The organism is Leifsonia sp. T36S-04, from assembly GCF_042465655.1.
GTDB lineage: Bacteria > Actinomycetota > Actinomycetes > Actinomycetales > Microbacteriaceae > Leifsonia.
In genome coordinates this window covers 1845254-1857690 of sequence record NZ_CP146286.1, presented here as the reverse complement: position 1 = coordinate 1857690, position 12437 = coordinate 1845254, and the positions used below count along the sequence as shown (strand labels likewise).

Genomic DNA, 12437 nt, shown 5'->3' with positions numbered 1-12437 from the left:
CGGTGCGACACGGGCTAGCATGCGGAGCATGAGCCGCATCGAAACCGGAATCGTGTCCTACACCGTCTCCGGGGACTACCTCGCGCGCGTCGGTGCCGACTTCGACACGGAAGCGGTCGACGACGCCATCCTCGCCGAGCTCAACCGCATGATCCCCGAGGGGATCGTGGTCGAGCGCAGCGGTCGCGTGTTCGCGGAGGAGGACAAGGCCGACGAGGCGCGCGCCCTCGACTGGGAGGCGCTGCTGCTGCGCATCGACGTCGACCAGATCCTGGCCGAGCACGGTCGGTGAGCCGCCACGCGGCCCCCGTCAGCGTGAGCGCTTGACGACGTCGTAGGCCGCGAGCGCGGCGCGGCGGGTCTCGGCCAGGTCGACGATCGGATCGGGGTAGTCGCCGGTGTCCCACTCCGGCACCCAGCGTCGCACGTAGTCGCCGTTCCGGTCGAACTTCTGGCGCTGGAGCTCCGGATTGAAGACGCGGAAGTAGGGTGCCGCGTCGGCGCCGCTGCCCGCGACCCACTGCCAGTTGAAGGCGTTGTTCGCCGGGTCCGCATCCACGAGGGTGTCCCAGAACCACTGCTCTCCGAGCCGCCAGTCGATGAGCAGGTTCTTGATAAGGAACGACGCGGTCACCATGCGCACGCGGTTGTGCATGACGCCAGTTGTCCACAGTTCTCGCATTCCCGCGTCCACCAGGGGCACGCCGGTGCGACCCTTCTGCCAGGACCGAAGTGCGGACGGATGCAGCCGGGGCCATGGAAAGGAGTCGTACTCGCGATGGATGTTGACGGTCGCCAGCTCGGGATGCTCGAAGAGCGTGTGATAGGCGAACTCGCGCCACCCCAGCTCGGAGGTGAAGGTGGCGGCGCCCTCCGCGGTCGAGCGGTCGCGCCGTTCCTGCGTCGCGTACCAGACCTGGTGCGGGCTGAGCTCGCCCCAGCGCAGGCGCGGGGAGAGCCGGGAGGTGGCGTCGACGCCCGGAATGTCCCGTTCCGCGCGGTACGACGCCAGGTCGTCGGCGAGGAAGCGCTCGAGCTGCCGGCGAGCCGCCGCCTCGCCGGGCCCCCACGTCTCCCGGAGTCCGGCCGCCCAATCGGGATGCGTCGGGAACAGCTCGAGATCGTCGAGCGAGACGTCGGGAACAGAACGCGGAAGTGCAGCGCGCCGGAGCGAGGCCGGTGCGGGCCCGGGTTTGCGGGGCGCTGGAGCGGCGAGGCAGGCGCGCCAGAACGGCGTGTACACCGAGAACGGGGTTCCCTGGCCGGTCCGGATGGTCCACGGCTCGAAGAGCAGGTTGGCTCCGAAGCTCGTGGCCTCCAGCCCGGCCGCGCGGGCGGCCGACTTCACGGCCTCATCGATCTGCCGCTCGACGCCGCCGTAGCGCCGATTCCAGAACACGGCGGCGGCGTCGGTCTCACGCAACAGGTGCGCGAGCACCTGCTCGCTCGGACCGCGAAGCACCGTGAGCGCCGCGCCGAGCCGTTGGAGCGAGTCCCCGAGCGCGGCGAGGCTGTGATGGAGCCACCACCGGCCCGCCCCGCCCGGCGCGCGCAGTCCCGGCGTCTCGTCATCCCACACGAAGACGCAGAGGACCGGTCGCCCGGACTGGACGGCGGCGGAGAGGGCGGGATTGTCGGCGACACGGAGGTCGTCACGGAACCACACGACGGCGGGGCGGTCGTGCTCTCGCTCGGCGCTCACGATGCGGCGACGGTCACAGGTCGAGCGAATCGCCGGGTTCGAGCGCGAAGAACGTACCGCCGTTCTGCTCGGTGGACCACTGCAGGCGCGCGTTGGCCATGTCCTTGCCCGCCCGCGACAGCACCATCTCGTGGATGGGGAAGCTGCGCTTCGGCTTCACCTCGAGCACGTAGTCCATGGTCTCCGAGATCTTCATCCACGGTGCTCCGGCGGGGGCCGCCAGCACGTCCACCTGCACCTCCTCCGGCACGAAGAAGGAGTCGCCCGCGTAGTACAGCTGGTCGTTCACCAGGACGCCCACGTTGTCGACGACCGGGATGCTTTCGTGGATGACCGCATGGCGGCCTCCGAAGAAGCGGAGGGTGAAGGGCTCGACCTCCACGGTGTCGCCCGGGTGGACGACCGTGATGTCGAAGTCGGACGCCGCCGCGGCCACGCCCTCCGGACCGTAGATGGTCGCCTCGGGCGAGAGATCGAGCACGCGCTTCAACTGCTCGGGAGTCCAGTGGTCCGGGTGCTCGTGGGTGATCACCACGGCGACGGTGTTGGCGGTGTCGGTGAGGGGAGAGGTGAAGCTTCCCGGGTCGATGAAGAGCTTCCGCCCGTCCTGTTCGAGGAGCAATCCGGAGTGTTCGAACTTCGTCAGTCTCATGGATCCCAGGAAATACCGGATGGGATGCGCACGCAAGCGCGATCCGGTTGAGGAATATACCCCCAGGGGGTACTGTTGGAGCCGATATGGACGAGAACAACGAGCCCAGCGTCGTCGCACACGATCACGCGGCGCACGACCACGCGATGCACGACCACCACGAGGCGCACGAGCACGACCACTCGGGTCACGCCGACCATTCCGGTCACGCGGGGCATTCCGGCCACGACCACTCGGGCCACGCCGGCCATGATCCAGCGGTGTTCCGGCGGAAGTTCTGGCTGACGCTCGTCCTCACCATCCCCACGCTCGTCTTCTCGCAGGGCCTCCAGGAGATCCTCGGGCTCGACGGTCCGCGATTCCCGGGCAGTCAGTTCATCCCCGCCGTCTTCGGCATCGCCATCTTCTTCTACGGCGGACTCGTCTTCCTGCGCGGCGCCGTCGATGAGCTGAAGGCGAAGCAGCCGGGGATGATGACGCTGATCTCCCTCGCGATCGTCGTGGCGTTCGGATACAGCCTCGCGGTGACGCTCGGCCTGCCGGGCATGGACTTCTGGTGGGAGCTCGCGACCCTCATCCTGATCATGCTGCTCGGCCATTGGATCGAGATGTCGGCCGTCATGGGAGCCCAGGACGCCCTGGGCGAGCTGGCGAAGCTCCTGCCCGACACGGCCGAGCGTGTCGCCGACCCCCACGCCGAACCCGAGACCGTCCCCGTCTCCGACCTGAAGGTGGGCGATCTCGTGCGGGTGCGCCCGGGAGCCGCCGTCCCCGCCGACGGCGAGATCGTCGACGGCCGCAGTGACATCGACGAGTCCCTGCTTACCGGCGAGTCGAGGCCCGTCACCCGGGGACCGGGGGAGCAGGTCGTCGCCGGCAGCATCTCCGGAAGCGGATCGCTCGTCGTACGGGTCGGCCGCACCGGCGGGGACACCGCCCTCGCGGGGATCATGAAGCTCGTCTCGGACGCGCAGGCCAGCAAGTCCGGCGCGCAAGTGCTCGCCGACCGTGCCGCCGCATGGCTGTTCTACGTGGCGCTCGCCGTGGCCGTCGTCACTCTCGTCGTCTGGACCCTCCTCCGTCCCGGCGACCCGTCCTTCATCCTCGAACGCGTGGTCACGGTCCTGATCATCGCCTGCCCTCACGCTCTCGGGCTCGCGATCCCGCTCGTCGCGCAGATCTCGACCGCCCTCGGCGCTCGCAAGGGTCTCCTCATCCGCGATCGCCACGCGATGGAGGACGCCCGCCGGATCGACGTCGTGCTCTTCGACAAGACCGGGACCCTCACGGAAGGACGCCAAGGGGTCGTCGAGGTCGTCGCCGCCGACGGCGACGCGGATCGCCTGCTCGCGCTCGCCGCGGCCGTCGAGGCGCCGGCCGAGCATCCCATCGGCGCCGCCATCGTCCGGGAGGCCCGGACACGCGGACTTGCCGTCGCCCCAGTCTCCGAGTTCGAAGCGCTGGGTGGTCGCGGTGCGTCCGCCGTCGTGGGCGGCGAGACCATCACCGTGGGTGCTCCCCGGCTGCTCGGCGAACGCGGCCTCGTGCCCGACGTGGGCCTTCGCGACGCGGAAGAGCGTTCCGGCAGCGAGGGCCGCACGGTGGTCTACGTCCTCTCGTCCGACCGGGTGCTCGGTCTGATCGCGCTCGCGGATGTCGTCCGCGCCGAGTCGCGGGAGGCCGTCCGGTCGCTGCGCGAGCGTGGCATCCGCGTCGCCATGCTCACCGGCGACTCGCGCGCCGTGGCCGAGGCGGTCGCCGGCGAGCTCGGCATCGACGAGGTCTTCGCCGAGGTTCTCCCAGGCGACAAGTCCGGCACGGTCGCGCGGCTGCAGTCCGACGGGTCCCGTGTGGCGATGGTCGGCGACGGGGTGAACGACGCCCCGGCGCTCGCTCAGGCCGACGTCGGCATCGCGATCGGCGCGGGCACGGATGTCGCCATCGAGTCCGCCGGCGTCGTCCTGGCGTCGAGCGACCCGCGCGGCGTAGCGCAGGTGATCACGCTCTCGCGGGCCACCTACCGCAAGATGTTGCAGAATCTGGCCTGGGCGACCGGCTACAACGTCATCGCCCTGCCCTTGGCGGCCGGTGTGGCTATCGGTCTCGGAGTCGTCGTCTCGCCTGCTTTCGGCGCCGTCCTGATGTCGATCTCCACCATCGTCGTCGCCCTCAACGCCCAGCTGCTGCGGCGCCTGCGTCTGTGAGCCGCGCCGCGCCGCGCAGGCACCGGCGGCGCGGTGTGTCATCATCGTGCACTGTGACCGCAACATCGCGGGCCGTGGTCGTCGCGGTCAACCCCATGGCGTCCTTCGGCCACCGCCGTGACGTCGGCCCCCGCGTGGTCGAAAGACTCCGTGAGGCCGGGCACCGGGTCGTCGCGATGGACGAGGCGAACATCGAGATGCTCCGTCGCGAGACCGCCAAGGCGATCCAGGATGGCGCCGACGCTCTGGTGGTGGTCGGCGGCGACGGGATGGCGAACCTCGGCATCGACCTCGTCGCCGAGACAGGCCTGCCGCTCGGAATCGTGCCGAGCGGTACGGGCAACGACCTCGCGGACGGCCTCGGCATCCCGATCAGGGACACCGAGGCCGCCATCGATCTGCTCCTCGCCGCGTTCCAGCGGGAGCCGCGCACCATCGACGCCGGAACGATCCGCCACGGCGAGCTGACCACCTGGTTCGGCTGCGTCGTCTCGGCCGGCTTCGACGCGACGGTCAACGAGCGCGCCAACCTGATGAGCCGCCCGCGCGGCAGCAGCCGATACATCGTCGCCCTCGTGCGCGAACTCGCCACACTGAAGCCGCGCACCTATCGCATCCATGCCGACGGCCGTCTCATCGAGGTGGATGCCATGCTCGTCTCCGTCGCCAACAACCGCTCTCTCGGCGGCGGGATGCGCATCGTCCCCGATGCGGACCTGTCCGACGGTCGCCTGGAGCTGTTCATCGTGGCGCGCATGTCGCGGCTGCGCTTCCTGCGGGTGTTCCCGAAGGTCTTCCGCGGTCGGCACACCGGTCTGCCGGAAGTCACCATCCTGCCCGTCGCCAGCGTCCGGATCGAGGCCGAAGGCATCGTGGCGTACGCCGACGGGGAGCGGATCGGGCCCCTCCCGATCGAGGTGACCGTGGTTCCCGGCGCCCTTCGTGTCCTCGCCTGAGACCAAACCGCGCCAGCCCGGACGACGCGCCCGGGACGCCGCCCTCGTTTTGGCACCAGCACCCCGAATGTGGCATGATGTTCTAGTTGCCAGACGGCCCCATCGTCTAGCGGCCTAGGACGTCGCCCTCTCACGGCGGTAACGCGGGTTCAAATCCCGCTGGGGTCACCAACAGCCCGGATACCAGTCATTCACTGGTGTCCGGGCTTTTTCGTGGGGTCGCGAAGTCCCTCCCGGCGAACGATCGAGTTCAGCCCGCCGCGCGCTTCACGAGTGCGGCGATCGCGGCCTCGCCCGGGCTGTCGAGGTGGTCGATCGCGTAGGCGGTCGGCCAGAGGCCGCCGGGGTCGTCGAGCGCCGCGTCGGTGCTGAAACCGAGCGTGCCGTAGCGGAGCTTGTCCTGCAGCCCGCTGCGATAGAAGACGACGACCTTGCCGTTCCGTCCCCAGCCGGGCTGGCCGTAATAGAGCTTCGGTTCCAGCTCCGGCACGGCCGCGGTCACGATCTCGTGCACGCGCTGAGCCGTCGTCCGGTCGGGCTCGGGCATACTGGCGATCTTCTCCCTCTGCGCGGCTGCGTCGGCGGCCGCCCGGTCGGCGGCCTTCGCGGCGCGCGCATCCGCCTTCAGCTCCGCGGCCCGTGCCTTAATGGCGGCGCGCTCCTCCGCTGAGAAGCGTCCTTCGTCGCGCGGTGTTGTGGTCATCGTCCTGCCCCTTCGCCCGGATCCGACCCGTTCAGGCTAGCGACCGGGAGGACCTGGCGCGCGGCCCGATTCCGGTCGCGCGGTCAGCGCGTCCCGCCGGACGGCATCCACTCTTCGGGGTAGCGGTCGCGGATGTGCGCGCCGAAGTACGCACCTGCCGACTCGGCACTCCGCAGTTCGCGCCAGACCCGCGCCGGCACGAGAAAGTAGCGGTACACCTCGCCCGAGACGAACTCGATCTCGAGCGTCCGCACGGTGGCGTCGTACCCCGCCGACGCGATCACCGAGCTCTCGAACCGCACACGCTCCACGCCCGCACACTATCGCGCGGCGCCCACGCGGCTAGGATGGCCGGAGCGAAGGGGAGTATCCCGGACGGTCGCGAGCGTGAGCGCGAGGCCGGCGCTGTGCACGTCATCACGGTCGGCCACGGAGGCAGGCCCGGGCACAGCGGCACCATGCGGTGCGGGAGAGACTTTCGGCGATGTCCGACGCCCTCCGAAAGGTCCCTTGTGGAAAGCGCCCTACCCCTCTGGTTCGAGATCAGCTCGTTCGTCGTGCTGCTCGCCATCCTGATCTTCGACCTGCTGATCATCTTCAAGCGGCCGCACATCCCGAGCGCGAAGGAGTCGGCGCTCTGGGTGGGCTTCTACGTCGCGCTGGCGCTGATCTTCGCGCTGCTGATGCTGCTCATCGGCGATGCGGAGCACGCCGGGCAGTTCCTCGCCGGATGGCTGACCGAGTACAGCCTGAGCATCGACAACCTGTTCGTCTTCGTCATCATCATGGCCCGGTTCGCAGTGCCCCGGAAATACCAGCAGGAAGTGCTGATGGTGGGCATCATCCTGGCGCTGGTGTTCCGCGGCATCTTCATCCTTCTGGGCGCGGGACTCATCGCCAGCTTCAGTGCGATCTTCTACGTGTTCGGGGCGTTCCTGCTCTGGACGGCGTTCAACCAGGCGTTCGGCAACCACGACGACGAGGGCGAGAAGGACTCGTGGTTCATCCGGTTCGCCCGTCGGCACCTCAAAGTGTCGAATCAGTACGAGGGCAACAAGCTGCGGACGACGGTGGCGGGCCGTCGCATGTTCACGCCGCTCATCATCGTGTTCATCGCGCTCGGGACGACCGACCTGCTGTTCGCCCTCGACTCCATTCCGGCGATCTTCGGCATCACCCAGAGCCCGTTCATCGTGTTCACGGCCAACGTGTTCGCGCTGATGGGCCTGCGGCAGCTGTACTTCCTACTCGGTCACCTTCTCGACAAGCTCGTGTACCTCAAGTACGGGATCGCGTTCATCCTCGCCTTCATCGGGGTGAAGCTGGTGTTCCACGCGATGCACGAGAACGAGTTGCCGTTCATCAACGGCGGGCACCCCATCGAGTGGGCTCCCGACATCAGCACCTGGACGTCGCTCGCGGTGATCGTGGGGTCGATGGTTGTCGCTACGATTGCAAGTCTGGTGAAGCTCAGGATGAGCGGCTCCACTGTCGCCGAGGCCATCCACGGCGACGATTCCGAAGACGACGAGACCGAGACCGCGGCCGTCGACCGCACCCAGGAGGACCCTCGCACATGAGCTCTCTCGTCGGCGTGAGCGTCCGCAGCGACACGGGAGCGGTCCGGCACGTCAACGAGGACAGCGCTCTGGCGCAGGATCCGGTGTTCGTCGTCGCCGACGGAATGGGAGGCCACGCACGCGGAGACCTCGCGAGCCGTACGGCGGTGGAGAGCCTGGCGCGCACTCTGCAGGCCGGAACGCGACCCACCCCCGACGAGGTGCTCCGTGCGATCGACGAGGCCAATGCGGCCGTCCGCGCCCTGTCCGGCGCCGACGAGTCCGGGGCCGCGGTCGCGGGGACGACCCTGACCGGCATCGTCCGCGTCCGCGTGCCCGAACTGGCCACCGAGCAGTGGATGGTCGTCAACGTCGGCGACTCCCGCGTCTATTCGTGGGACGGACGCGGCCTCCGCCAGCTCACGGTCGATCACTCGGCGGTCCAGGAGCTCGTGGATGCGGGGCTGATCACCGAGCAGCAGGCGTCCGTGCATCCGGAGCGGAACGTCATCACGCGCGCGCTCGGCGCGGAGGACTTCGTCGACGCCGACAGTGTGCTGGTGCCGGAACAGGGCCGACAGATCTTCCTCATCTGCTCCGACGGGCTCACCCGTGAACTGGACGACCGCCGGATCGCCGAGATTCTCGCCGAAAGCCCCGCCGATGTCGCCTCGGCACTGGTCGACGCGGCGAACGAGGCGGGCGGCCACGACAACATCACCGTGATCGTGGTTGAATCGGTGACCGGGGAGGAGTCTCCGGCTCCCGTCGACACACGTGACCGTGTGGACGGCGGACGCGGCCGCGAGCTCGACGACACGCAGCCGAGGGAGTAGTTCGTCCGTGTTCGAGGTTCAGCAGGCGGCAGCAGGGGAGTGGGCGGTCGTCGCGGCAGGGGGCCGGGCTCTGCTCGTGGCCGAGACGCGCACAGAACGGTTGCGTGCGCTCTTCGAGGCGGTCCGCGCGGGCTTCGCCGAGACACTGGATGCACTGGTGGCGAGTGGGCTGAGCCGCACGCCGTCCTTCGCCCTGCTCGACACATCCACCGACGCCGTGCTGCTCGCGGTGCGTGGGACCGCGTCGGCGACCGTCACCGAGGCCGGCCGGGACCGCGCGGTGCGGGCGACGGGTGTCTCGTCGTGGGTGGAGACGCAGCTCACCGATGTGGCGTCGGTCGCGCTGGGCGAGGCGACCGTATCCGGCGGCCTTCCCCTGGTGGAGGGCGTCGTCCGTGCGAACGGAGTCGCCTGGGCGGCAGCCGAGCGGACGATGGAGGTGGGCGCCACCGTCGCCGCGCCGCCGAAGCGCGAGCGCGACACCGGACCGGTCGAAGCCGTCGCGCCTGCCGCGCCTGCCGCCCGTCCCGCGCCCATCGCGCCTGCGGCCTCTCCCGCCCCCGTCGCCCTCGAACCGGACCCGGAGACCCGCGTGCCCGAGGCCACCCTCGCGCCGGTCTCTGCCGGGACCGGCTCGGCATCGACTCCTGAGACCACCACCGGCTACGACCACCTCTTCGGCGCGACCATGGTCCGCAGCGTCGAGGACGCCGCCGTCCGGCCGGAGGACGAGGAGGCGCCTCCTGCGCGCATCGACCTTCCCGGGTTCATCACCGACTCCTACCCGGCGGCGGCGGGTCGCCGCGAAGGCGACCACGACGGGCTGACCGTGATGAGCGGCGATCTGCCTGCCCGCCCGCCGGCCGCACCGGATGCCGCGGAGCCGGCTCCGGAGCGCCAGGAGTTCGCGGTGCTGCTGTCCGACGGTCGTCGCGAGCCGCTCTCCGTCCCCATCGTCGTCGGCCGGGCACCGAGCGTCACGGCGGTCCCGTCGCTCCGCGGCGCCCGGCCCGTCACGCTCACCAGTGCCGAGGACGACATCTCGCGCTCGCATGTCGCGGTGGTGGTCGAAGGCGACAGCGTCGTCGTCACCGACCTGCACTCGCGGAACGGCACCCTCGTCCTCATGCCCGGTACCTCCCCGCAGAAGCTCCGCAGCGGCGAGCCGACCACGGTCGTCCTCGGCACCGTGATCGACCTGGGGAGCGGCGCGACCATGACCGTCGAGGCCACCGGATGAGGCGCATGGCCTCGCAGCCCCCCGAGCTCGACGGCCTCCATTTCATCCGTCTGCTCGGCTCGGGCGGCTTCGCCGACGTCTTCCTCTATGAGCAGGAACTGCCCAAGCGCAGCGTCGCGGTCAAGGTCCTGCTCACGGACGGCGTGGACGAGTTCGCTCGCGCCCGCTTCGTTGCCGAGGCCAACGTCATGGCGCGGCTCTCGGCCCACCCGTACATCGTCACGATCTTCCACGCTGGGGTGGCAGGGGATGACCGGCCGTACCTGGTGATGGAGTACTGCTCCGGACCGTCGCTGGCCGATCGGCTGAAGCGCGAACGGATCGGTGTCGAGGATGCGCTGCGCACCGGAATCCGGCTCTCCAGTGCCGTCGCAACGGCGCACGCCGCGGGCATCCTGCACCGCGACATCAAGCCGGCGAACGTCCTGACCACCGCACTCGGTTGGCCCGCGCTCACCGACTTCGGCATCGCGTCGGCGCTGGAGGAACTCCCGGTCCACACGACCACGCTGTCCGAGCTGCGGCGCGAGCCCACGGACACAGCGACCTCGGGCAGCCGGAGTGTCGGCCTGAGCGTGCCGTGGTCGCCGCCGGAGATGTTCTCCGACGACCCGGATCCGGATGTGCGCAGCGACATCTTCTCGCTGGCGGCGACCGTGTACACCCTCCTCGCGGGGCGTACACCGTTCGAGGTGCCGGGCCGGTCGAACGGGACGCTCGACCTGATGGGCCGCATCGAGCGCGGGATGATCTCCCCGCTCGACCGTGCGGACGTGCCCACCTCGCTGACGGCGTCGCTGCGTCGCGGGATGGCGACCCGGCGCGAGGACCGCTACGCGTCGGCCGTCGACTTCGCCCGCGCGCTGCAGCGCGTCGAGCTGGAGCTGGGGCTCGCTCCCACCGGCATCGACGTCCCGAATCTGAGCCTCGGCGACATGCGTCCCGCCCCGGGTGGAGTCGGCGGCGCGGGTGGCGCAGACGAGCAGGAGACGCGCGCCCGGTCGGTCGCCACCATCCAGGCCCAGCCGGCCGCTCCTGCGCGCCCGGCTCGGGATGCTGAACCGCCCGCGACGGCTCCACAGGCTGAGGCTGCCGCCACCCTGGTGCGAGGCGTCGTCCCGATCTCGCCGGTCGCCCCGGCACCGGACTCGCCGGACAGCGCCGGGACCCAGGCAGCCGAGCACACCGTTCTCCGGCCGCGTCCCTCCCAGACAGCGTCCCCCGGCGACGAGCCCGACGGGGACGCGTCGGCCGATCCCGGCGCCCCGCGCGACGACGACCGCCCCCGCGACCCTCGCAGACGCCTGCTCGCTTGGATCGGCGCGGGTGCCGCCGCTGTGATCGTGCTCGGCGTGGCCGCCGCCGTCGTCGCGAACGTGCTCGCACCATCCGCATCACCGGAGAGCCACGGAACGGGTTCGGGCGGCGACAGCTCCATCGCGGTGACCGTCGTGCCGCCGCCTGTGCTGGTCTCCGCGGTCCGGGCTCCGGACGGCGCGAGCGCCACCTTCGTCTGGAAGACCGAGGATGCCCAGAAGGGCGACCAGTACACCTGGGTGCAGGAGGGTACGACGAACGGCCCGTCCGTGACAGCGGAGCCGAAGGTGACGGTCCCGGGCCTCACTCCCGGCGTGCCGGTCTGCATCGACATCGCCACCGTCCGTGCGGGTCGCACCTCGCAGCCGCTGAAGGCGTGTGCATCGTGACGGCCGCCGTGAAGCCGCTCACCGTCGAGTTCTGCGGCGAGGTCTACTGGGTCGATCCTGCGAGCGAGTTCGGCATCGGCCGGGAGGCAGAGCTGACCATCGATGACAATCCGTACCTGCACCGCCGCTTCCTCACGGTCGGGCACGACTTCGGGATGTGGTGGCTGAGCAATGTCGGAACGCTCCTGACGGCGACGGTGACGGATGCGACGGGCACCATGCAGGCCTGGCTCGCGCCCGGGGCCAAGCTGCCGATCGTGTTCCAGACGATGCACGTCATGTTCAGCGCTGGCGCGACCACCTACGACTTCACCATCTCGAGTGACGAGGACTACTTCAACACTGCTGTCCAGGTCGACTCCTCGGGCGGCTCCACGACGGTCCTCCCGGTCACGCTGACGACCACCCAGCGGCAGCTCATCGTCGCCCTGGCCGAAGGCATCCTGACCCAGACCATCCCCGGGCGCGGCACCATCCCGACGTCGGCGGAGGCCGCCGAGCGTCTCGGCTGGAGCATGACGACCTTCAATCGCAAGCTGGACAACGTGTGCGACAAGCTCGACAAGCTCGGCGTAGCCGGGCTGCGCGGCGGCCGTGACAAGCTGGCGACGAACCGGCGTGCCCGGCTCGTGGAGTACGCGGTCACCACACGATTGGTCGGCGTGGAGGATCTGCCCCTCCTTGAGGGGGCGGCCGCGCGTCTTGACCCGGGTGCGGCCCCGGGGGATGGTGGGGCGGGCGACTGACGCGGATGTGCGTGGCCCGGCGGCGATGGGGAGTCCTCCCCATCGCGGGAGCGTCGGGAGCGCGTGTTAGCGTGGACGCGGTTTTACAGCCCGGGGGATAGCAGACACTTGGTTTCGTTCAGCACGTGGTTCC

The 12437-nt window shown here is 70.0% G+C and carries 12 protein-coding genes and 1 tRNA gene; 9 read left to right on the top strand and 4 right to left on the bottom strand.

Annotation, left to right across the window (positions count from 1 at the left end; translation table 11 throughout):
- Positions 1-28: 28 nt before the first annotated feature.
- On the top strand, positions 29-292 hold the full coding sequence (locus tag P3F85_RS09020; RefSeq protein ID WP_374006875.1) for a hypothetical protein: 264 nt from the start codon (positions 29-31) through the stop codon (positions 290-292).
- A gap of 18 nt (positions 293-310) precedes the next feature.
- Here the strand turns inward: P3F85_RS09020 and P3F85_RS09015 are convergent, their stop codons facing one another.
- Together P3F85_RS09015 and P3F85_RS09010 are read right to left on the bottom strand one after the other, a co-directional pair.
- Positions 311-1702 carry a deoxyribodipyrimidine photo-lyase gene (locus tag P3F85_RS09015; protein WP_374006873.1) on the bottom strand — a complete coding sequence of 464 codons (1392 nt, stop codon included), beginning with the start codon at positions 1700-1702 and terminating at the stop codon, positions 311-313.
- Positions 1703-1715: 13 nt separating this feature from the next.
- Complete coding sequence (locus P3F85_RS09010; RefSeq protein WP_374006872.1) at positions 1716-2354, bottom strand: MBL fold metallo-hydrolase; 639 nt, start codon at positions 2352-2354, stop codon at positions 1716-1718.
- Between the two features lie 86 nt (positions 2355-2440).
- Here P3F85_RS09010 and P3F85_RS09005 point away from each other — a divergent pair, with 86 nt between their 5' ends.
- The 3 genes from P3F85_RS09005 to P3F85_RS08995 all read left to right on the top strand — a co-directional run bounded on the left by P3F85_RS09005 (position 2441) and on the right by P3F85_RS08995 (position 5685).
- On the top strand, positions 2441-4558 hold the full coding sequence (locus tag P3F85_RS09005) for a heavy metal translocating P-type ATPase (protein WP_374006870.1): 2118 nt from the start codon (positions 2441-2443) through the stop codon (positions 4556-4558).
- A 53-nt stretch (positions 4559-4611) separates the two neighbouring features.
- Positions 4612-5514: a diacylglycerol kinase family protein gene (locus P3F85_RS09000; protein WP_374006868.1), complete on the top strand. Its 903-nt coding sequence runs from the start codon at positions 4612-4614 to the stop codon at positions 5512-5514.
- A gap of 95 nt (positions 5515-5609) precedes the next feature.
- Positions 5610-5685 (top strand) — tRNA-Glu (locus tag P3F85_RS08995).
- Between the two features lie 79 nt (positions 5686-5764).
- On the opposite strand, the gene P3F85_RS08990 is transcribed toward P3F85_RS08995, so the two are convergent.
- Positions 5765-6217 (bottom strand): DUF1801 domain-containing protein, encoded by a 453-nt coding sequence (locus P3F85_RS08990; RefSeq protein WP_374006867.1) that lies wholly within the window; start codon positions 6215-6217, stop codon positions 5765-5767.
- 83 nt (positions 6218-6300) lie between these two features.
- The gene (locus P3F85_RS08985) at positions 6301-6528 is read right to left on the bottom strand and encodes a KTSC domain-containing protein (protein ID WP_374006866.1); all 228 of its coding nucleotides are present in this window, start codon (positions 6526-6528) and stop codon (positions 6301-6303) included.
- A 201-nt stretch (positions 6529-6729) separates the two neighbouring features.
- Between P3F85_RS08985 and P3F85_RS08980 the strand changes: the two genes are divergently transcribed.
- The 5 genes from P3F85_RS08980 to P3F85_RS08960 are packed head-to-tail and all read left to right on the top strand — an operon-like array spanning position 6730 to position 12304.
- Entirely contained in the window at positions 6730-7797 is a 1068-nt protein-coding gene (locus tag P3F85_RS08980) for a TerC family protein (RefSeq protein ID WP_374006864.1), read from the top strand.
- Positions 7794-8612, top strand: coding sequence for a PP2C family serine/threonine-protein phosphatase (locus tag P3F85_RS08975; RefSeq protein ID WP_374006862.1), 819 nt, complete (start codon positions 7794-7796; stop codon positions 8610-8612). The genes P3F85_RS08980 and P3F85_RS08975 overlap by 4 nt, the downstream gene beginning before the upstream one ends.
- Before the next feature lie 7 nt (positions 8613-8619).
- Positions 8620-9852, top strand: coding sequence for an FHA domain-containing protein (locus tag P3F85_RS08970; RefSeq protein WP_374006860.1), 1233 nt, complete (start codon positions 8620-8622; stop codon positions 9850-9852).
- Positions 9853-9857: 5 nt separating this feature from the next.
- Positions 9858-11558 (top strand): serine/threonine-protein kinase, encoded by a 1701-nt coding sequence (locus P3F85_RS08965; RefSeq protein WP_374006858.1) that lies wholly within the window; start codon positions 9858-9860, stop codon positions 11556-11558.
- A complete protein-coding gene (locus tag P3F85_RS08960) occupies positions 11546-12304 on the top strand; it encodes a hypothetical protein (RefSeq protein WP_374006856.1) in 759 nt (252 codons plus the stop codon). The genes P3F85_RS08965 and P3F85_RS08960 overlap by 13 nt, the downstream gene beginning before the upstream one ends.
- Positions 12305-12437: the final 133 nt, after the last annotated feature.